Source organism: Bacillus sp. HY001, from assembly GCF_007558965.1.
GTDB lineage: Bacteria > Bacillota > Bacilli > Bacillales > Bacillaceae_G > Bacillus_A > Bacillus_A mobilis.
Map to the genome: position 1 here is coordinate 1 of NZ_VLTE01000069.1, position 20,126 is coordinate 20,126.

General features: G+C 33.3%; 21 protein-coding genes and 1 pseudogene. 17 read left to right on the plus strand and 5 right to left on the minus strand.

From position 1 onward, the window contains the following. Window positions 1–122: 122 nt before the first annotated feature. Window positions 123–2,105 (minus strand): collagen-like repeat preface domain-containing protein, encoded by a 1,983-nt coding sequence (locus FOT98_RS25780; RefSeq protein ID WP_063262828.1) that lies wholly within the window; start codon window positions 2,103–2,105, stop codon window positions 123–125. Between the two features lie 375 nt (window positions 2,106–2,480). On the opposite strand from FOT98_RS25780, the gene FOT98_RS25785 reads away from it, so the two are divergent. The 5 genes and pseudogenes from FOT98_RS25785 to FOT98_RS25805 all read left to right on the plus strand — a co-directional run bounded on the left by FOT98_RS25785 (window position 2,481) and on the right by FOT98_RS25805 (window position 5,949). After that, on the plus strand, window positions 2,481–2,732 hold the full coding sequence (locus FOT98_RS25785; protein WP_063262827.1) for a DUF3947 family protein: 252 nt from the start codon (window positions 2,481–2,483) through the stop codon (window positions 2,730–2,732). 631 nt (window positions 2,733–3,363) lie between these two features. After that, window positions 3,364–3,864, plus strand: a complete 501-nt coding sequence (locus FOT98_RS25790) for a sigma-70 family RNA polymerase sigma factor (RefSeq protein WP_063262826.1) — start codon at window positions 3,364–3,366, stop codon at window positions 3,862–3,864. After that, window positions 3,854–4,876 carry an anti-sigma factor gene (locus FOT98_RS25795; protein WP_063262825.1) on the plus strand — a complete coding sequence of 341 codons (1,023 nt, stop codon included), beginning with the start codon at window positions 3,854–3,856 and terminating at the stop codon, window positions 4,874–4,876. Before FOT98_RS25790 ends, FOT98_RS25795 begins: the two co-directional genes overlap by 11 nt. Next, complete coding sequence (locus tag FOT98_RS25800; protein WP_061679488.1) at window positions 4,858–5,169, plus strand: hypothetical protein; 312 nt, start codon at window positions 4,858–4,860, stop codon at window positions 5,167–5,169. The genes FOT98_RS25795 and FOT98_RS25800 overlap by 19 nt, the downstream gene beginning before the upstream one ends. Before the next feature lie 243 nt (window positions 5,170–5,412). Next, window positions 5,413–5,949, plus strand: a pseudogene (locus FOT98_RS25805) (C1q-like domain-containing protein). 704 nt (window positions 5,950–6,653) lie between these two features. Here the strand turns inward: FOT98_RS25805 and FOT98_RS25810 are convergent. Together FOT98_RS25810 and FOT98_RS25815 are read right to left on the minus strand one after the other, a co-directional pair. Then, on the minus strand, window positions 6,654–7,079 hold the full coding sequence (locus FOT98_RS25810) for a GIY-YIG nuclease family protein (RefSeq protein WP_016717418.1): 426 nt from the start codon (window positions 7,077–7,079) through the stop codon (window positions 6,654–6,656). A gap of 404 nt (window positions 7,080–7,483) precedes the next feature. Continuing rightward, on the minus strand, window positions 7,484–7,678 hold the full coding sequence (locus FOT98_RS25815) for a hypothetical protein (protein WP_016717419.1): 195 nt from the start codon (window positions 7,676–7,678) through the stop codon (window positions 7,484–7,486). A gap of 275 nt (window positions 7,679–7,953) precedes the next feature. On the opposite strand from FOT98_RS25815, the gene FOT98_RS25820 reads away from it, so the two are divergent. The 6 genes from FOT98_RS25820 to FOT98_RS25845 all read left to right on the plus strand — a co-directional run bounded on the left by FOT98_RS25820 (window position 7,954) and on the right by FOT98_RS25845 (window position 13,156). Continuing rightward, window positions 7,954–8,544, plus strand: a complete 591-nt coding sequence (locus FOT98_RS25820; protein WP_063262823.1) for a hypothetical protein — start codon at window positions 7,954–7,956, stop codon at window positions 8,542–8,544. A 513-nt stretch (window positions 8,545–9,057) separates the two neighbouring features. Continuing rightward, complete coding sequence (locus FOT98_RS25825; protein WP_063262822.1) at window positions 9,058–10,071, plus strand: glycoside hydrolase family 25 protein; 1,014 nt, start codon at window positions 9,058–9,060, stop codon at window positions 10,069–10,071. A gap of 149 nt (window positions 10,072–10,220) precedes the next feature. Continuing rightward, window positions 10,221–11,072, plus strand: a complete 852-nt coding sequence (locus tag FOT98_RS25830) for a peptidylprolyl isomerase PrsA (protein WP_063262821.1) — start codon at window positions 10,221–10,223, stop codon at window positions 11,070–11,072. A 506-nt stretch (window positions 11,073–11,578) separates the two neighbouring features. Continuing rightward, window positions 11,579–11,797, plus strand: coding sequence for a hypothetical protein (locus FOT98_RS25835; protein WP_063262820.1), 219 nt, complete (start codon window positions 11,579–11,581; stop codon window positions 11,795–11,797). Between the two features lie 314 nt (window positions 11,798–12,111). After that, complete coding sequence (locus FOT98_RS25840; RefSeq protein ID WP_080467799.1) at window positions 12,112–12,324, plus strand: hypothetical protein; 213 nt, start codon at window positions 12,112–12,114, stop codon at window positions 12,322–12,324. A 496-nt stretch (window positions 12,325–12,820) separates the two neighbouring features. Then, on the plus strand, window positions 12,821–13,156 hold the full coding sequence (locus FOT98_RS25845) for a YolD-like family protein (protein WP_063262819.1): 336 nt from the start codon (window positions 12,821–12,823) through the stop codon (window positions 13,154–13,156). 215 nt (window positions 13,157–13,371) lie between these two features. Here the strand turns inward: FOT98_RS25845 and gerPF are convergent, their stop codons facing one another. After that, window positions 13,372–13,587: a spore germination protein GerPF gene (gene gerPF / locus FOT98_RS25850; protein WP_001141565.1), complete on the minus strand. Its 216-nt coding sequence runs from the start codon at window positions 13,585–13,587 to the stop codon at window positions 13,372–13,374. A 210-nt stretch (window positions 13,588–13,797) separates the two neighbouring features. Here gerPF and FOT98_RS25855 point away from each other — a divergent pair, with 210 nt between their 5' ends. The 4 genes from FOT98_RS25855 (at window position 13,798) to FOT98_RS25870 (ending at window position 16,321) form a co-directional block, all read left to right on the plus strand. Further along, window positions 13,798–14,133 carry a hypothetical protein gene (locus FOT98_RS25855; protein ID WP_061679481.1) on the plus strand — a complete coding sequence of 112 codons (336 nt, stop codon included), beginning with the start codon at window positions 13,798–13,800 and terminating at the stop codon, window positions 14,131–14,133. A gap of 232 nt (window positions 14,134–14,365) precedes the next feature. After that, the gene (locus FOT98_RS25860; protein ID WP_063262818.1) at window positions 14,366–15,073 is read left to right on the plus strand and encodes an SDR family oxidoreductase; all 708 of its coding nucleotides are present in this window, start codon (window positions 14,366–14,368) and stop codon (window positions 15,071–15,073) included. Between the two features lie 186 nt (window positions 15,074–15,259). Further along, the gene (locus tag FOT98_RS25865) at window positions 15,260–15,934 is read left to right on the plus strand and encodes a DUF6944 family repetitive protein (protein ID WP_063262817.1); all 675 of its coding nucleotides are present in this window, start codon (window positions 15,260–15,262) and stop codon (window positions 15,932–15,934) included. Between the two features lie 174 nt (window positions 15,935–16,108). Next, on the plus strand, window positions 16,109–16,321 hold the full coding sequence (locus FOT98_RS25870; RefSeq protein WP_063262816.1) for a YqaE/Pmp3 family membrane protein: 213 nt from the start codon (window positions 16,109–16,111) through the stop codon (window positions 16,319–16,321). 63 nt (window positions 16,322–16,384) lie between these two features. On the opposite strand, the gene FOT98_RS25875 is transcribed toward FOT98_RS25870, so the two are convergent. Next, window positions 16,385–16,594 (minus strand): KTSC domain-containing protein, encoded by a 210-nt coding sequence (locus FOT98_RS25875; protein WP_063262815.1) that lies wholly within the window; start codon window positions 16,592–16,594, stop codon window positions 16,385–16,387. A 466-nt stretch (window positions 16,595–17,060) separates the two neighbouring features. Here FOT98_RS25875 and FOT98_RS25880 point away from each other — a divergent pair, with 466 nt between their 5' ends. Together FOT98_RS25880 and FOT98_RS25890 are read left to right on the plus strand one after the other, a co-directional pair. Next, the gene (locus tag FOT98_RS25880) at window positions 17,061–19,565 is read left to right on the plus strand and encodes a PBP1A family penicillin-binding protein (RefSeq protein ID WP_063262814.1); all 2,505 of its coding nucleotides are present in this window, start codon (window positions 17,061–17,063) and stop codon (window positions 19,563–19,565) included. Window positions 19,566–20,022: 457 nt separating this feature from the next. Continuing rightward, window positions 20,023–20,126: helix-turn-helix domain-containing protein (locus FOT98_RS25890; RefSeq protein WP_100632342.1), on the plus strand; the 104-nt coding region annotated here is incomplete at its 3' end.

Consider the following 20,126-nt stretch of genomic DNA (forward strand, 5'->3'; position numbering starts at 1 on the left):
TGGAATTTAAAAAAGATGACTCCTGTTGGATACAGAAATCATCTTCTTGATGTTGCCTAACTTTTTTCAAAATGTCCTTTACAAAGGGTACAGATTATTTTGTGTCCCTCTGTTTTTTTATTTTATTCACAAATAGTTCCAGTTGCTATACCAGTTGGAGCAACGCCTACTGGAACCGTATCAATAACCGTATTAGTAGCAGTATTAATAACAGAAACAGTATTGCTACCTTGGTTTGTAACGTAGGCGAGAGTTCCATTTGGTATGATGGTTACTTGATCTGGGGATAAAGCAACAGGAATTGTATCAATCACAGTATTTGTCGCCACGCTTATTACTGATACATTATTACTAACTTTATTTACAACGTAAATTCGAGTGCCATCCGGTGTAATATCTATACCAACCGGTTCAGTACCTACGTTAATTGTATTAATTACGGAATTAGTAGCAGTGTCAATAACAGAAACAGTATTGCTGTTTTGATTTGTTACATACGCACGAGTACCATCTAGTGTAAAGACGATTATCCTAGGACGAATGCCAACCGGAATGGTAGCGCTAACTGTATTTGTAGCAGTATTAATAACAGAAATATTGTTGCTTAATTCGTTTGCAACATACGCAAAGGTTCCATTTGGAGAAACAGTAATTCCTTGCGGAGCGTTGCCAACAGGAATTGTATCAATGACAGTGTTAGTAGCAGCATTAATAACAGAAACAGTATTATTACCGTGATTTCCAACATAAACAGTTGTGTTATTTGGAGTAACAGCTACACCGATTGGATTAGATCCAACAGGGATGGTAGCGACAACTATATTAGTGGCAGTATTAATAACAGAAACGGTATTAGAAAAAATATTAGTAACATAAGCGCGAGTTCCATTTGGTGAGACTGTTACTTCGAGTGGTGCATTATCTACAGTAATTGTAGCAACAACTGTATTTGTTCCGGTGTTGATTACAGATACTGTATCATCTGTGGGATCGTCTATGGCTCCTGCGTTTGTAACATAAACAAGGAAATTACATGCAGGTCCAGTCGGTCCGGTTGGCCCAGTCGGTCCCGTAGGTCCCGTTGGACACTCACAATCTCCAGTAGGTCCAGGTGGTCCTTCTGGTCCTTGAATACCTTGCACACCTTGAGGTCCAGTCGGCCCTTCAGGTCCTTCGAGACCTTGAAGTCCTTGCACACCTTGAGGTCCAGTCGGCCCTTCGAGTCCTCCCGGCCCTTGAAGTCCTTGCACACCTTGAGGTCCAGTCGGTCCTTCGGCTCCTTCTGGCCCTTGAATTCCTTGTACCCCCTGAGGTCCAGTAGGCCCTGGTGGTCCAGGAACTCCCATTCCAGTCCCAGAACCAGTCGGTCCTGGTGGCCCAGGCGGTCCTTGAATGCCTTGCACACCTTGAGGTCCAGTCGGTCCTTCCGGTCCCTCTGGTCCTTGAAGTCCTTCCACGCCTTGAGGTCCAGTTGGTCCTGCAAGCCCTTCCGGTCCTTGCATACCTTGCACACCTTGTGGCCCAGTATGTCCTTCCGGCCCTTCCGGCCCTTGAAGTCCTTGCACACCTTGTGGCCCGGTTGCTCCTTTAGGTCCTGGAAATCCTCTAGGCCCAGTAGGACCGGGTGTTCCGGTAATATTTAATAGAGAACTATTCAATATTCCTTGCAAAATTAAGTTGAATGTTTGTTGTAACAATGGGTCCGATATATTGGAACAACTAACGAGTGAAGATAAATTTTGGAATAGAAATTGGAATAACGCAGAGATTTGAGTAAGAGATGCAGTAGGCAAAGAATTGATTAATTGAGTGATAGTTCGTATAACTAAATTTCTATTTGGAGTATTTGGTTGTACTGTAATGATTAAATCATTTAATGCCTGTAATACAGATTGAAGTATTTGTATAGTTGTTGGATTTGGCGTGGTAAAGAAAGAAAGGATAGCTTGGTTTAATTGGTTAATTAGGGACAATAATTCTTGTTGCTGAGAAAATGAGAAAAAAACAGGTGTACAACAATTACTTTGATCGCAAGAGGATATAGAAATAAAACAGGGGAATTGGAATTTTTCGCACGGATCGTTTGAGTTTTGATTATTTTTCATAATTACCTCCTTTTAAAAAATTTAAATAGTAAGTACATAAGATAATCAATATTTGTTTTTAGATGTAAAGTGCTTATGAGTATAAGTTATATGTGATATACCCAGGAATGTTTTGTAAAAGTATATGTAAACAAAATGAAGGTGTTCTTATGAGACTAGTAGTATTGTAAAGACTTGATGATAATTATAAGTTTAATTGAATTAGGATCTAATACAGTTCCATATAGAATTTTACGTAAGGTTATTTAATAATTGAAACGAGTAAGTGCAATAATGGAATGTTACTAAAAGCTAGTGTACTAGTTTTCAGCACTCCCTGAAATAAAGAATCATAACATAATTTGTAATAACTTATATGGAAGTGAGCTGACAATAATGTTTTATTCGTATTTTTATTCTCAAGCTGGTATACGCCCAGCGTATGGTACATCAATAACGTTTAGTGGAGCACAAAGTACAGTTCAAGCTGTTCAACAAGCGTTACAAATGCAACAACAAATGCAAATGCAGCAACAAAGTATCCAGCCATATTATTCATCCATGGAATATTTTTATCCAGTGCAACCTATTACACCGTATGGAAGTTCTTTTCTTACTATCCCATATGGAACTGTATTTAATTTATAAATGGAAAGTTCAATCAGTATGGGGCGGGCATCCAAAACCGATTATTAGCCCTCACCAATCGGATTTTATGAGTAGCGCGGTTCCCGCCTAATTTTCTTGCAAGTGCCGAATTTTGAGGTGTGAGTCTTATTGCACGTGAATGACGGGAACAATTGAGGGGGATGAAATTGTGTATGTATAAACGTCAAAGAGTCCCCACCTACAATTTGTAAATAACCGATGAGCTAATCTCCGTACATAATACAAGTGGAGTTTTTTGATGAGAAGATATCGATAAAAAAGAATGGGACTTATCTAATCATGACAAATGATGACTAGTGGCTTTGCATGAAAGGATACATGAACATTTATTTCTGCGAACCAGGTTAAGATGCAACAACGAAGTCATATCTGTGGTTATATCGAACGGGACAATTGTCTTATAACTATTAACCTACAAAGAAGATTCAACTCGTTTTTTCTAATCTTGTAAGATATTCACAGTCATAACATCACATATTTTGTTTATAATTGTAAATGGTTATTAAAATGTATAAATGATGTTTGTTTTATATAAATAAAAAAGAAAAAAGGAAAAATAATGCAACTTTTTATTTTGCTCATTCGTGTTATATATGAAAGGAGGAGGGGGATGGAGATTGAAGAAATATATAAGGTTTATATAAACGATGTGTACCGGTATTTATTTTCCCTTTCTCGTAGCCATCACGTAGCGGAGGACTTGATGCAGGAGACTTTTTATAGGGCGTATCTTTATTTAGAAGACTATGAAAACCAAAAGGTAAAATCATGGCTATTTAAAGTGGCATATCATACGTTTATTGATTTTGTTAGGAAAGAGAAAAAAGTAACCTTTGTAGGAACGGAGGAATTAGAGACAATACAAGCAGGGGAATCCACAGAAGAGTACGTGGTCGCAAAAAATAGTTATGAAAAATTAATTCAGATTATTCATACTTTACCAGTGGTGGAGGCGCAAGTTATTTTATTATGTGACGTACATCAATTAACGTACGAAGAGGGTGCATCTGTATTAGATTTAAAGTTAAACACGTATAAAAGTCACATATTTCGCGGGAGAAAGAGATTAAAAGAATTGTTAAAGGAGGAAAAGAGTCAAAATGACAAATGATAAACCTCATTCTGAACAAGATGATTATAAAGAATTGCTACAAGAAGCTCTTCATCAAAGACCGGCTTCACTACCTGATGGAAAACAAGAGCAAGTGTTGAAAATAGGTAAAAAAAGAGCGCGTATTACAAATGTTTTAATTGTATTTACTTTTTTATTACTCATTCAACCTATTTTATATATATTTACACTTTTATATTATACATTGGCACCTACAAACGCGATGGAGATACGGAATGTAGTAAATCAAACGTTAAGTGTAACAGAACCAAATGTATTTTTGAAAGATAGGGACATGGAGCAAACGTTGTTACCACTTAGTTTACAATTGCATTTTGATTTGTATAAAAGGATAGGGAAGAAAGATATTCGAATAGGAGAAGAGAAAACAGATTATTTATTAAGTACAGCAACGAAAGTAAGCCGTGAATATACAACAGATGAAAAAATTCCAGAAATCCCGTATATAGATAACGAAGTATTGTCTCATCCTAATAATTATAATGCGTCCTATAATAGTAGCGAAGAAGCACAGGTATTAAAGGGTCTTCCACAAGAGTCTGTTGTAGAAGCATTTGTATCTTTTAGGGAATTATTAAGTGTACAAGAAGTAACAGATATGTTTCCTACTATTGATATCGTTTGGTATGCCGTTAATACAGGATTAGAGGAGAAGCAAACGAATGATGAGGGTATGTATGTAGCCCCGATTGGCTTCCCAGCAGATATGATTGCAAGTCCAAGTGGTGCTTTTGAAAGTGATTCACCTCATGAGGAACAATTTATTACTGTTTTAAAGTCATTACAGAAGTATGAAAATTTAGCAGTGAAGCTATCTAGAGCGAAAGTATTAGAGTTGTCAAAGCGAATTTCTTTCCTTGAAAAAAATGGGGTGAAAACTTATGGGGCAGTTGTAACTGGACCTAAAGGAGAAGTTGAAAAATTAATGAGCCACGAAAAAGTTAGAAAATTGAAAGTAGGTGAAGCGAGGTTATGGAATTGGCATTCTTAAAAAAAAGAAAGAATCATATGTATAAACAAGAATCGTGGATGGGGACTATTTCATTAATTATTGCCTTTTTAGCTCTAATGTATTTGAACATTATATTGCTTATTCAAGAAACATTTATAGGTAAAGGTTTTCTACAAATAGTTGGTATTGGAGTGGTGTGCTCAGTTGTAGGTATGATCACAAAAAGAAAAAGTCGAAAATATGCATTGTGGGCTTGTAGTTTATTTGTTTTTATGCTGCTGTTTGCTTTCTTTGGATTTATGCTAGGTTGGATGATAAGTTTTGGGCCATAAATATGTGGGAAAGAGCGAATGTAGATTCGCTCTTTTTTATATTGAAAGTAAAATAAATAAGAGAAGAATCTATCAAATTTGAATGGAGTGCACTATACATCTAGGTTGTGTTTTTATTGATATCTTTTTCGCTCACGTACACATAAAATAGGTGGCAAGTATAGTACTAAAATAATAGCTCGTCCAAACATTACAAGTCCCTCTTACATAATATGTAGGAACAAGCATGAAAGGGGAACTAGTATGTCTTGCTATAACTACTGTAAGTTTTGAAAAGAGTATAAAAAGAAACAGCATGATTGTTGTAAGAACACGAATAAGTGTAATAACAACAAGGACATGCTTATAAGGGCATCAGCATTTAGAGCTAGAAATACGGTGGATCAAACGGTTCCTGCCAATACTTTTGTAAAGGTATTGTTCCAAGATGAACAATTTGATTTAGCAAATGAGTATAATCCGGCAACGTCTACTTTTATTCCGAAGACTAGAGGGGTTTACTCTATTATTGGAACGATTGGTTTCTTTCCAAACGATTTTAACTTAAATTATAGAGCTCGTGTAGAAATTCGTGTGAATGGAAACGCAGCAATAGCTATAGATAATGATTTTTTTGGTCCAATAAGTTTTGGAAATGTAGTAAGTGTTTCGACGATTATTCAATTGAATGAAGGAGATCAAGTTGAGGTTTATGCACAAAGTAGCATAGACGGAGTTTTAAGTACCTCGGAAGACGGCTCACATTTTGAAGCTGCAAGATTCCCTTCGCCAATTAAATAACGAATAGAATAAAATATTTTTCAGCATGTTTAGTTAATCCCCTTTACCAAGTGGTGGGGGATTATTATTGTTTTTCTAAAATATATAAGTAAATAGGCTTAATATAGCTTGTTTCAAGAGAATTTTGCATGCTAGGATGTAAGGCTGAAAGTGCTATCTTATTATGAGTAATAGATATTCTGCAGGCAATAAAAAGCCTACAACGAAACGAGTAACATGGTTGTAAAAGTTCTCTGGCATTACATTTGCTAGTCGTCGTATGGAATAGAAAAGACATCTTAATTTATAAATACATAAAAGTCCGTATAATTACGGGCTTTTTCTTAACTATATAGAAATTACATATTTAACATAAGTTTTTGTAGGTATTGTTATTGAATGGAAAGGAATAACATTAAGGCGATTACACTATATAAAAATAAAATAAATCCTAAGATGAGTAGAATCGGATGCAACTTGAACATGTTTGACCTCCTTGATTATATAAAGATTTTAATACATTTATGGTCAATTAAGAAGGAAAATATTTTAAATGAATGAATACACGAATTTAACAGAGGATATTTTAAAAGAAAAAGAGCCCGATCTAGCTATCAAGCTCTTTTCTGAATGGCGTCATTATATTCCCTTGTGATACGTTAAAAACTATAGCGAACTTTAAGGGGAGAGTGTCAAACCCTATTAAACTAATTTATGATCTGAGTTCACGCCCATTCATAGTTCTGAGTAGTTATTTTTTTATCAATTAATCCTCTTTGTCCAAAGCTGATAACTTCTAAGTTTTCTCTTCCTATATAGTAATTCGTACATTGGGTGTTTTCTAGCGGTGTATGCCAAGAAATTAAAAGTGCCTCTACATCGGATAATTTTTGCTCAGAATACTTACCTCCATTAGGAAATTCTAAAATCCCTAGCCTCACATGTATTCCTCTTGCTCCATGAATCCAATCTTTGTAATGTTCATGTAATCGTTTCGAAAAACTTCTTTTTGTTTTTCCGATGTATAGTAATTTTTCCTTTCCACGATACACTCTATAAATTGCATATATACCTTTTGAAAAAGCTTCTTCATAATGATTGATTTCAGATAAATTATAAAGTTTAGACCACCTAATATGTACAACAGTCATACATTCTCCCCTTTTATCAAGATATTAAAATAAAACATTTTCTTTCAATTTCTCAAAAATCGAAAGAAAATGCAAGGATTATAGTGAACATATAATAAATAAAGGAGGATTGTTACACCTTGATTAGATTGCTTATAAGTAGCAGATAGGTTTACCACTTATGAAATATAAAAGTGAACAATCTTATATGTACAGGATGAGGGATAAATAAAAAAAGAGCATACATAAAAAGTACGCTCTAAAGAAAGATAGGTTTTATGAGTGGATAATCTCCATACGATAATATATGCTCGGTTAATAAAAACGTGTGAAAAATCAATAGATTATCAAAGGAATATCATGAAATGAGTAATTTTAGTCTTTTACCGAAGTCGTTTAGTTAACCCAATTGTAGATTGAATGGATTAGCAATTTGATAAAGATCGTACTTCAGTTTCGTATTTTTTATAGTTTGGATATTGCGTAATAGTTTGGCACTTAGGTGTGGAAAGTTGATTAATTATAGAAACATTTGTAATTACCTCGTTACAAGGACCGAAAAAGGTAATTTTCAGTTTTGAATTTGGTGGAACTTTGACCACGATAGGTTTTTTTTTCATAAAATCAGCTCCTCATCTGCAGTATCATATACTGCGCGTTTTCGTTCAGATTATAAAGGTGTATTAATATAATATGAAATTTTAGTTGAGTTGATAACGATATGGAGCTTTATGGCGTGGTAAGAATGTGGAAAATGCATTGAAAGCTGAGAATATTTTATAAAATGTTTAATCGATATAATAGGTAAAAGCAAAAAATAAGTAATTTATCTAATACACTCTTTTCTTTGATACACATTATAATAGTAAGAATTGTATTAGGAGGTAATGAAAGAGTGCAAGAAAATGTACAAGCTCAGCTTTCACCACCGTGGATCACATATTTCAATGAGTTGAAAAATTCAATTGGTGCTGATCCAACTGTTTCAGTTGGTCCGCTAATTCCAGTTGGCGGGAATTATATTATTTTAGTGCATGCGTTAAGTAATGAAAAAGCGATAGCGTTAGCAACGCTTCTAAAATCTTTTGTTGAATTTGGGAATGTAAGTGTAACAGTTATTGTAACGAATAATGAAAATAACATTGTAAATCCACTTCCATGTCCACTAGATGCATTTGAAATTGCCCATTTATTTCAAGTGGCATTAGAAAATAATCCTTATTTTGAACAAGTTGTTGTACAGCCGCAGCTCCCTGGTGGATCAAATGTTGTCTTTCCAGTTTTTGCTGCGCAAGTGATTCAATTTTTTAATGATGATATTTCAAATTTATGTAAAATATTTACTGGTGTTGCTGCAAATGTATTTCATGATGTAATGAACGATGACATTTGTGATATCCCAATTTTATTCTCCACAAGCTGTGTTCCGAGCGGTGAGAGTGAACAATTACAAAATACAGATTTAACACCAAAACTGTTTTACTAGATTGTAAGTAGACATTTTCTTTAATAGAAAATGTCTTTTTTGTATGCATTAACGATACAGTGTCTAGCTAGTTGCGGATGGTGACTGAAATTTCCACTGATAAATATATAGCGTATAAAGATAGAATGTTTCATGTGAAAATATATAAGAAATGAAAGATAAATTATTTTCGTTAATATAGAGTAACCGTAAGAAACACAGAAAGTTAGCTGTCATACATATGTTTATTAGTCTAATCTAAAGAAGATTAATATCGATGATTTCTAATAATAGCGCTAATGAAAGGTTAATGAATTGATATTATTTACTAATAGATGATAGTACATATTTAGAATTTGTGAATGGACGGAATGAAAAATAAATAAAATTAGTGGAAGTTTAATTAAAAGATTATACGTTTTTGAAAAATAATATAGATTCTCCTTATTTATATTATAGAAAGCTAGTATTAGGTATAAGGAGCTTTCAATAAGACAAGCTTTGAATATGATAATAAAAAGGGGATGAATTGTATTGGGGTATATTATCGATATTTCAAAATGGAATGGAACGATTAATTGGGATATTGCAGCAACTCAGCTAGATTTAGTTATTGCTAGAGTTCAAGATGGGTCGAATATGGTAGATTTTATGTATCAAAGTTATGTGAATGAAATGAAGAAACGCAGTATTCCATTTGGTAATTATGCATTTTGTCGTTTTATATCTATTGCTGATGCTAGGAAAGAGGCACAAGATTTTTGGAATCGCGGAGATAAATCTGCTAAGTTTTGGGTGGTGGACGCAGAAATTCAAACGATGATGGATATGCAAGGGGGGACACAAGCGTTTATAGATGAATTACGCCGTTTAGGTGCGAGAAAAGTAGGACTATATGTGGGGCATCACACGTATGTATCATTTGGATCACGTAATATTGAAGTTGATTTTGTGTGGATTCCTCGTTATGGAGGGAATAAGCCAGCATATCCGTGTGATATTTGGCAATATACTGATTCAGGATATGTTCCTGGTATTGGGAAATGCGATTTGAATCAATTAATAGGAAATAAGTCGCTTTCTTGGTTTATAGGCTCAGATGAAGTAAATCAATCTATTCTATCTGACAAAGAGGATACGCAGCAATCAAATGGTATTGGTATTGCAGTTTCAAAATATGATGATGGATATGGTATAAACGTATATGAAAATCCTGCGAACCCTCAGTTTACAGGTACAATCACTCAAAAAACGCCATATTTAGTTATACGTGGTTATTGGGGAGGCGCAGATAAAGATATGATTTGCTTAGGAAACGATAAACAATGGGTATATGTGAAATATTTTGATGTGAAATGGTTTTATGCATCTTCAAAATATCCCGTTGGGTATGGAGTAAACTATTATGCAGAGCCTGAATGTATAAATTATAGAGGTAATATTGATGGAGCAAAATCTTTTCGTGTGTGGGGCAGAGCCAAAAATGCGGTAGATATCGGGCAAAATAATTGGATATTGGAAGAACATTTAAATATTAAGTACCTATAAGTAAATGAATGTTTTAGGAATACGTAAAGGGTCATCTTACTAATACATAGTTTATTCAAATGAAATGAATTACATGTGGAAAACACATTGTTAACACAAGTATATTGTATAGTTATTCTTATATAATAATAAAAGTGAGGTATTTCGAATTGAAAAAGAAAAAGCTATTTTTAGGAACAATTATTTCATGCGTAGTACTAGCATTATCGGCATGTGGTTCCTCAGACAATGTAGTAACATCAAAAGTAGGAAATGTTACAGAGAAAGAGTTAAGTAAAGAATTAAGACAAAAATATGGGGAAAGTACTTTATACCAAATGGTGTTAAGTAAGGCGTTACTAGATAAATATAAAGTTTCAGATGAGGAAGCAAAAAAACAAGTAGAAGAAGCAAAAGATAAAATGGGTGACAACTTCAAATCAACTTTAGAGCAAGTTGGATTGAAAAATGAAGATGAATTAAAAGAAAAAATGAAGCCGGAAATCGCATTTGAGAAAGCGATTAAAGCGACTGTCACAGAAAAAGATGTAAAAGATAACTATAAACCAGAGATTAAGGTAAGTCACATTTTAGTGAAAGATGAAAAGACTGCTAAAGAAGTGAAAGAGAAAGTAAATAATGGTGAAGATTTTGCAACTTTAGCGAAGCAATACTCTGAGGATCCTGGTTCAAAAGAACAAGGCGGAGAAATAACTGGTTTTGCTCCAGGGCAAACGGTGAAGGAATTTGAGGAAGCGGCATATAAATTAGATGCAGGACAAGTAAGTGAGCTAGTAAAAACAACTCACGGTTACCATATTATTAAAGTGACAGATAAAAAAGAATTAAAGCCATTTGATGAAGTAAAAGATCAAATTCGTAAAGATTTAGAACAGCAAAGACTACAAGATACGACTGGTAAATGGAAACAACAAGTAGTCAATGAGTTATTGAAAGATGCTGATATTAAAGTAAATGATAAGGAATTTAAAAATACATTTGAATTTCTAGAAAAGAAATAATGACTGTAAGTAGAAAAGGGAACCTATATAGGTTCCCTTTTCTACTTAGTGTGTGAGTTATAAATAGATAGTAAGACAATATAATATTACATTTAAATATTAAGAATTACAATGGGAATTTATGTAATTATTTTAGATTGGAATGATCAATGCTTCAAAGAATGTTGATATTATAATGTTTCGTTTACTTAATTTCATTAAATATAAAGTAAATTTATTAATCTCCTCCCGCTATTCGTAGGCAATTTGATTGATGAAGGCTAATTATTAGTCGAGAATGAACAAAATCCTAATTGATTTAATTTTTACTTTATTGAAGTGGGTAAGCATAATTTACAGAATGAAACATACAATATTATTGAAAATTATTGATGCGAAATGAAGTGAAAAGCAGAGCATTCTACTAAAAAAGGATGTTCTTTTTAGTATGAAATTTTTAGGATAAAGAAAGAATACTTTTAAACGAATTATTTAATAGATAAATATATTACGTAGGAGGAGAAAATATGAAAGTAATTTTTCAAAGAGAAGGTGGAGGGAAGGTTTTTGAATCGTATGATGAAGATATAAGTAACTTATTAGCGATTTTAAAGGTAACGAAAGGGATTAAGATTGGGATGGTTGAGTATGAAGTATTAAAGTACGATTTAGAGTATTTTCGTAATCCAAAAAAAGCAGAAACAGAGAGGGAGTTACATATAATAGTACAACCAAAATATATTTAATAATTAGGACCAATTATTTATAAATAGTTTTATACAGTATGTACGAAAAGAGAGTATTTACATTGCTCTCTTTTCATAGAAATTCATAAGGAACGAATTGTGGTTCGTTATAAATCCCCTAAATTTTGTGAGTTCGTTCTTTATAATATATGCTTTCATTTTATAGTTGGTTAATAAACTTGAAAAATTAAAACTTTTTCGTATAGGCAGCGATTTTATATTTGAGTAGATAAATGTTCATATAAAGTGTTTTGTATACGAATATTGGAGGAGTGAAAATGAGTTTAGCAAGTTATATAGGCTGTAATGTATAAATTCCGTTAACAGATCCAGATTCTAATGATGTAATTGTTTTTGGATCGTGTTTTTTAGATGAAAGTATGCTTGAAGTTGTACAAGAGTTTCAATTCCAAATAAGTTACACGTATGAAGTTTCAACGAGTGGGGAATTAAAATTAAAAATAAATCATTTTAAAATTGATGAAATTTTGATTTCAGAAAGAACACTTGTCAGGATAGAAAAATAAATATAGAAATATACGTTATTAGAAAAAAGCGACTTCATTTTGTATGAAGTCGCTTTTTTAGTAAATATGTGAACTTCCTATTAAATAGGAAGTGAAAAACTTATTTGATGAAGAAGAAAATCAATGATGGATAAATGTATAAGAAAATGATTTGAATTATATTTTGTTAAAAATATAATTATATCTCTTCTCAAAAGAATGTATGTTCGTGTATAATTAGAACGAGTGTTCTTTTGAATGCAGTTAGTATATGAATTTGAAATAAAGTGAAACATTAATCAGTGAGGTGCTTATCGTCCATTGATTATTAGCTTTCACCAATTCGACGTTTACGGGCGGTTAGTTTTCGACTTATATACATCTCATGTGACGATTTTAAGGTGGGAGCTTTACTAGTTGTTAATGCTGGGGGAAATATGAGCCTAGCATTATGAAAGAATAATTGAGTAACAATATATGTGAAATAGAATGGATAAATGATCAAGGAGATAAAGAAATGAATGATGTAAAGCTGCAGAAAGCAGAAAGAGAATGGGTTCCATTTACAGTAATGTCGGAACAGTTATTAAGTACGCGAAAGATTGTTGGAGAGAAGTTTAAAGTACAAAAACCGCTTTTAACAAAAGATGCAAAAGAGAGAATTTCTGATAAATTATTAACGTCATTATTGTCTGAGAAAGAAATATTGGTGACATATTTTGAAGATGGCTACATACTTACAAGTTATATGACAGTTGTGCATATAAACCCGCTAAAGCGCATTGTAATATGTACGGATGCATTTTATAAAACTTACGTATTTAATACTACAGATATTATTGAAATAATGTAAAGGAAGCTGAAATTTAAATTTTAGCTTTTTATTTTTGTTAGATGAGGAACAGAAAAAATGAAACGAAAAAGCAGCTAGCTTCATACTAGCTGCTAAGCCCCAGGGAAAGGGAGAAAAAGATAGGGTACTCCAAAAATCATTAATAGCTGTGTAACAGCCTGATTATAGTATAGACAAATTTATTATTCCTAAACAGTACGATGAAAAAAATAGGACTACGCTGTACCTACTTGGTTTTGATCTGCAAGGTCAGAATCAAACGTATTAGTCGCGCTCACACCATTAAAAGTATTAACAACAAAACCAACGTTTGAAGCACCAGATCCATTATAAGCCTTCGTATTTTCTTTCGGAGAAACGTTGTAGAAATCACCTAAGTTAAATGAACCATTACTATTTTGTACAACTAAATTCCCTACAACTGATGGCATAGTTTTCACCCGCTTTACAATCATTTGTTAACACTACTATATGGTTTTATAGTCCAAATGGTTCATGTAACAAAAATTGTGGAATAGTAAAACGTTTGAAGTGTAGCTTAATCCTACAATAAAAGTATGTTAAAATTAATGTAAGGTCGATTAATTTTTAAAAAACAATTGTATAATTAATATATACGAAATCAAAGGAGGCAAAATGTAATGAATAATGTTATAAAAAAAGTAGATTTAACAGATGCAAAATCAAGTAATCTTGTTGCACTTATTTATAGCAATGAAGTTATATTGGTTGAAGAAGCATTTTGTCCAAATGAAATTAAATTAAAGTTTAATGAAATTGCAATTTTATCGGCTATTAAAACAGCACATATAATGAAAGTATCCATCAGAAAAGAACTGGAAGCAATTTTTCATGACACTGGTGTTTTATTTGTGAAGCATAGTATTGATTATGGCAATAGTCAATCTATCACTATGCATTTTGAACAATTCAAAAAGTTGCAAAATGAGATTGAGAATTTAAACAAAAGTAGATAATCTAGGTGTAGCTTATATGTATCGGTGTAAGAAATGTGGGAAAAAGAAGCTGAAATATACAAGCAACAACGAAATAAATAATGATGTTTTTGATATATAAGCATGAGTAACTGTTATGGTTACTCTTTTTGTTTACATAAAAAATCCTTCTAAAGTATGAAATGAGCTGATACTTTAGTAAATGGCTGAATGAAAAGGAAGAGTGTAAAATGTTGTAAAGGAGGAGAGATATTTGAAGCGAAACGAAATTGGGAAAATTGTAATGATTACAGGAGTGACGCAAGGGTTAGGTCGTGCAATGGTTGATCGATTTCATGAATTGGGATGGACTATATATGGCTGTGGGCGTTCAAAAGATAAAATTGAAGAATTGAAAAAATATTACGGTCATATACATGATTTTCAAATAATTGATGTTTCAGACTCCCAGCAAGTAAGTAGTTGGGCAAATTATACACTGCATAGACATAGAGCACCTGATTTATTAATAAATAATGCATCGATTGTTAATAAAAATGCGCCACTGTGGAAAGTAACAGCTCAAGAATTCGAAAATGTAATGAATGTAAACGTAAATGGTGTAGTAAATGTAATTAGGGCATTTGTCCCAGCGATGGTAGCTAGGAAAGAAGGAATGATTATTAATATGAGTTCTAGTTGGGGCCGGGAGGGAGAAGCTGAGCTGGCGCCATATTGTGCCTCAAAGTTTGCAATTGAAGGTATCACGAAATCTATGGCACTTGAGTTACCAAATGGTATGGCTGTTGTTGCTTTAGACCCAGGCGGGAGCATTAGCACTCCAATGCTGTATTCATGCGCACCACAGTATGTAAATGAATCACCTACACCTGAAATATGGTCCCGTAATGCGATTAAATATATATTAAATATAACGATAGATAAAAATGGATCTTCATTGACATGCCCAGAATGTATGTAAATATACATTGAATTAGCATATTTTCAGTGATACACACTTTGTATAAAAAAGTACCTTAAAGGTGCTTTTTTGTATTTTTAACACATTATAGAATGCACAAAATTACATGTAGAAAATAAATATGAGAAAGAGGATGACATTTATGTATTTCGAAAGCGATAGAAAATTTCTAAATAGGTGATAAGAATGAATCCAAGCGGTTTAAAAGTGACGGGAGCATGGTATCAAGTAGGTGGAAATCTTACGGCGGCTATTGGGGCGACAAGAGGATTTATTGGAGAAGAGAAAGTTGAATCAGATCTTGTAATTGTAGGAAGCTCGTTACAAGCCCTCGGGTATATATTACAAATTATAGCGAGTAATGATACCGAAGATGAAGGCGAAAGAGAAAATCAAAATATATGTTTGGGGAATAAAAGTGAAATGCTCGATAAAATGGGCATTGAGTTATTAGCGTTAGGGAATATATCAAATGTAATAGGAACATATTTTAATATAAATGAGCAATTGAAAGAGAATGATTACCTCATTATTGTCGGGAACAGTTTACAATCGATAGGAGCTTTTTTAGGAGTAGAAGCAGCTTTGCTTCAAATGAAAGCGATACAAAGAATTATAATACTAGGCAATTCTTTGCAAAGTTTAGGTGCTGGACTTCAAGCGTATCAAGGTATTATTAATGTATCAAAGAACGAAATAGAACATGAAGACAGTATGGTTGATAAGAAAAATGAGAAGATAATAGCACTCATTGGTATTTGGATACAAGCGATAGGAACTGCTATTTCTGCGATTGGATTAACTGTCATAGAGACAGAAGAAAGATTAGAAAAAAATAAAAGTATGAAATTATTCATGTAAAGGAGGTATGTAAAATTTCAATTTTACATAAGTAGAAAAGTTGAAATGGTAGGTTTTTTTGTATTGGAATAGAATATATAACAGTAGAACAGTTACTAGATGAAATACAAAGATAATTGGTTTTATTAGTGTATGAAGAGAGATAAAAAATACAAAACGAGGAGTTTTCAAGAGATGATGTATTTATTGGCAATTCTTCTTCCACCTGTAGCCGTATTATTTTGCGGCAAACCATTTCAAGCGATAATTAACTTCATATTAACATTAATATTTTGGGTTCCAGGAGTTATACATGCGATACTAGTTGTACATGATAAAAAAGCAGATCGGCGTTTGAAAAAACAAATTCGAGCATATGATGAAATGAATAAGAGGGATAGAAGATAGCTAAGTCGGAAAATGAAAAAAGAAAGGGAGACTACTGCCTTTCTTTTTTCATTCTGTTTAAGTTTAAATTTTAGTATAGCGGTAAGAATTTTTAATATAAGTATTGTGATAATTAGTTTTTGATTGTGCGCTTAATAAACCAGTGTAAATGTTTTCAGGCACATTAAAGAAATCATACATTCCACTCTTTAATTGAATGCGTAAAATCATAGAAAAAGGATTATAGCCAACAGCAACTATACTTTTTGAAATCACGGGAGATAGCTTCATCATTATGGAATTCCTCACTTTTCATTTTTAATAATTTCTTGTAGGTATTGGGGTTCTGGTGTTGAAATCCATATAATTAAAGAGGTATTATACTTATATGCAATATATTAAATGTTCGTTATACGTAATTATAAGGAAGTTCACACGAAGTACATATCGTTGTGCTATTTTTATTTCACCTTTGATTTATAAATAAGAAAATATTGACCATTTGAAAAAAAGGTATATTATTTATACGAGGTATGAAAAATTCACTTTTTACATTCTATGCTTAAAGGGGCAGCATTATTAGGAAAAATAGAAGTGAAAATAGTTTGTATAAGAAGTATTCTAAAATTTATAATCTGTGAATTAGGAAAATATTGAATGCTCCAGGTCAATATACTTTCTTAATTAAATTCAGTTTAGAAAGTGACCTCAATATTTTTAAGTAAATCAACGGGAGAATTGAAAGGCAGGAGAAAGTAACATGTCAGAAAATTATCGTTCTCGAGAGGAGCGACGACAAGTTAAAAAGAAAAAACAGCCAGCTTCTAAAACACAAAAACCAAAAGGGAAAACATCATTCTTTCGTAAGTTTTTAATTACTTGTTTATTACTTGGTATTGTTAGTTTAGTGGCGGGGGTTGCTACCTTCTTCGTCATGATTAAGGATGCACCAAAACTTGAGAAAGCAAAACTTGTTAATCCTTTATCCTCAAAAATTTATGATAAAAACGGCAAATTAGTATATGAATACGGGAAAGAAAAACGGACGAATGTTACGTATGATCAAATACCTAAATTGGTAGAAAATGCATTTTTAGCAACAGAAGATGCACGTTTTTATGAGCATAGCGGAGTAGACTTTAAAGGTACTGCCCGTGCTGTGTTAGTGAGTCTTAAAGGAGATTATGGCTCACAAGGTGGAAGTACAATAACGCAACAGGTTATTAAAAACTACTTCTTATCGATGGAAAAAACATCAAAACGTAAAGTTCAGGAAATATATTTAGCGTATAAGCTAGAACAACAGTATTCAAAACATGAAATTTTAGAAATGTATTTAAATAAAATTAATTTAGGAAACCGTTCATATGGAATCGCAACTGCGGCACAAAATTACTATGGTAAAGAATTAAAAGAGTTAACATTACCAGAAGTTGCGATGCTTGCAGGTTTGCCGAAAGCACCTAATAACTACGATCCAACAAAAACGGAAAATATTCAAAGGGCAACAGAAAGAAGAGATGTTGTACTAGGATTAATGAATCGACATGGCTATATTACGAAGGCAGAAATGGAAGAAGCTTCGAAAGTTGAAGTGACAAAGGGACTTAAGACAGCAACGGAACTTCAAGCAATGCCACATACTGCATTTATGGATGCAGTAGTGAAAGAAGTAGAAAAGGAAATACCAGATGTCAATATTGGATCAGATGGTTTAGAGATCTATACAACATTAGACCCGAAAGCACAGGAATTTGCGGATAAGATTTTAAATGAAAATATTATTAATTATCCAAATGATAAATTCCAAGGCGCTTTCACATTTATGGATACGAAAACAGGTGAAGTTCGTGCTATAGGTAGTGGGCGTGGTGAAAATAAAGCAGTATTTAAAGGTCATAATATGGCAATTGATTTAGATCGTGCAGCTGGTTCAACGATGAAGCCAATCTTTGATTACGGCCCTGCAATTGAATATTTAAAATGGGCTACGTATCATCAAATTGATGATTCTCCATTTAAATATTCAACTGGACAAGAACTTCGAAATGCGGACAGAAGTCATTTAGGTCCAATTACTATGCGTGAAGCATTAAAAATGTCACGTAACGTTCCAGCGGTTAAAACTGCAAAAGAAGTAGGACTTAATAAATCAAAGGAATTCTCTGAGAAATTAGGTATTACATTTAATAAACCGCTGGCAGAATCTACCGCTATTGGTACAAACGAAGTATCACCAACTGAAATGGCGGGTGCTTATGCGACATTTGGTAATGGTGGAAAGTATGCAAAACCGCATTTTGTTAAGAAAGTAGTTTATCCAGACGGCAAGTCACAAAGTTTTGAGCAAAAACCAAAACAAGTTATAGCTGACTCTACAGCATATATGATTACTGATATGCTTCGTTCAGTAGTGACATCAGGTACTGGTACAGCGGCAAATATAAGTTCTTTAGATGTAGCTGGAAAAACAGGTACAACAAACTATGCTTCAAAACAATTAGCTCAATATAACATTCCAGAAAGTGCAACTCGTGATAGTTGGTTTGCAGGTTATACGCCGCAATATACGATGGCAGTATGGACTGGGTATATGAAAGATGGTAAAGACGAGTATATTAGTAGTAAAAATACGAAAATTGCACAGTTGATCTTTAAAGAAATGATGAGCGAGATGGCTACAGATAAATCAAGATTTAAAATGCCAAGTAGTGTAATTCAAGAAGGTAGTGAGCTGCGTATAAAAGGGGAAAAACGTGATTCTTCTCCAAATACGAGCGTACCGGATACAACGGAACAACCTAAACAAGATCAACAGCAAAAAACTGAAGAAGAGAAAAAGCAAGAAGAATTAAAGAAACAAGAAGAACTTAAAAAACAAGAAGAAGAAAAGAAACAAGAGGAACTGAAGAAGCAAGAAGAACAAAAGAAACTAGAAGAGCAGAAGAAACAAGAAGAACAAAAGAAACAAAATGAAGGAAATGGCCAAGGAAATACAACACCTCCAGCAAATAACGGAGGAGGCCAAGGAAATACAACACCTCCAGCAAATAATGGGGGAGGTCAAGGAAATACAACACCTCCAGCAAATAACGGAGGAGGTCAAGGAAATACGACACCTCCAGCAAATAATGGAGGAGGCCAAGGAAATACGACACCTCCAGCAAATAATGGGGGAGGTCAAGGGAATACAACTCCACCAGCGACCACACAACCAGATACTGGCGGGAATGCAGGAGAAGCTCCTGCTAATAATGGGCAATAAGAAGATTTTATAAAAAATTAAAAAGCACTTAAGATTTGTAAAAATTACATTCTTAAGTGCTTTTTTCGTTTAAATTAGAAAGTCAAAATATTCTTTAGCACTTTACTACAGAAATTTACTATAGTAAGCATTTTTAGGGGAGAAGGAATAAATAGTTGTTATGTAAAATCACTAAAAAATTTTCTCCTAGAGAGAGTTTTTTTATTGTTTTCATGCTATTAGTTGACGAGTTTTATCAATTTAGCCAAGAATACTCCTTCCTCAAGGAGCGTGAAGGACGTAGCCCAGCGATTAGGTGGGAGATGAATTGGCTTCGAACAAGAGATGACAGGAAGTCATCTTAATTGTTCGACATATGTAAAGTGTTACCGGACAATTTGTCATAATCACTTCACTATCAAACGAATGTATGTTTGGTGTATAATAGACATATATCGAAATGGAGGTGAAACGAAGGATGATCAATAAAGCGTATAAATTTCGTATCTATCCAAATAAAGCACAAGCGATCCTGATCAATAAAACGATTGGTTGTTCTCGTTTTGTATTCAATCACTTCCT

Bases quoted from the DNA above. Each gene is read 5' to 3' on its own strand.
- FOT98_RS25875 (WP_063262815.1), bottom strand. From the start codon at position 16,594: ATGATGAAGCTATCTCCCGTGATTTCAAAAAGTATAGTTGCTGTTGGC.
- FOT98_RS25835 (WP_063262820.1), top strand. From the start codon at position 11,579: ATGAAAGTAATTTTTCAAAGAGAAGGTGGAGGGAAGGTTTTTGAATCG.
- FOT98_RS25800 (WP_061679488.1), top strand. From the start codon at position 4,858: ATGGAATTGGCATTCTTAAAAAAAAGAAAGAATCATATGTATAAACAA.
- FOT98_RS25780 (WP_063262828.1), bottom strand. From the start codon at position 2,105: ATGAAAAATAATCAAAACTCAAACGATCCGTGCGAAAAATTCCAATTC.
- FOT98_RS25785 (WP_063262827.1), top strand. From the start codon at position 2,481: ATGTTTTATTCGTATTTTTATTCTCAAGCTGGTATACGCCCAGCGTAT.
- FOT98_RS25790 (WP_063262826.1), top strand. From the start codon at position 3,364: ATGGAGATTGAAGAAATATATAAGGTTTATATAAACGATGTGTACCGG.
- FOT98_RS25855 (WP_061679481.1), top strand. From the start codon at position 13,798: ATGAATAATGTTATAAAAAAAGTAGATTTAACAGATGCAAAATCAAGT.
- FOT98_RS25880 (WP_063262814.1), top strand. From the start codon at position 17,061: ATGTCAGAAAATTATCGTTCTCGAGAGGAGCGACGACAAGTTAAAAAG.
- FOT98_RS25795 (WP_063262825.1), top strand. From the start codon at position 3,854: ATGACAAATGATAAACCTCATTCTGAACAAGATGATTATAAAGAATTG.
- gerPF (WP_001141565.1), bottom strand. From the start codon at position 13,587: ATGCCATCAGTTGTAGGGAATTTAGTTGTACAAAATAGTAATGGTTCA.
- FOT98_RS25810 (WP_016717418.1), bottom strand. From the start codon at position 7,079: ATGACTGTTGTACATATTAGGTGGTCTAAACTTTATAATTTATCTGAA.
- FOT98_RS25865 (WP_063262817.1), top strand. From the start codon at position 15,260: ATGAATCCAAGCGGTTTAAAAGTGACGGGAGCATGGTATCAAGTAGGT.
- FOT98_RS25815 (WP_016717419.1), bottom strand. From the start codon at position 7,678: ATGAAAAAAAAACCTATCGTGGTCAAAGTTCCACCAAATTCAAAACTG.
- FOT98_RS25845 (WP_063262819.1), top strand. From the start codon at position 12,821: ATGAATGATGTAAAGCTGCAGAAAGCAGAAAGAGAATGGGTTCCATTT.
- FOT98_RS25870 (WP_063262816.1), top strand. From the start codon at position 16,109: ATGATGTATTTATTGGCAATTCTTCTTCCACCTGTAGCCGTATTATTT.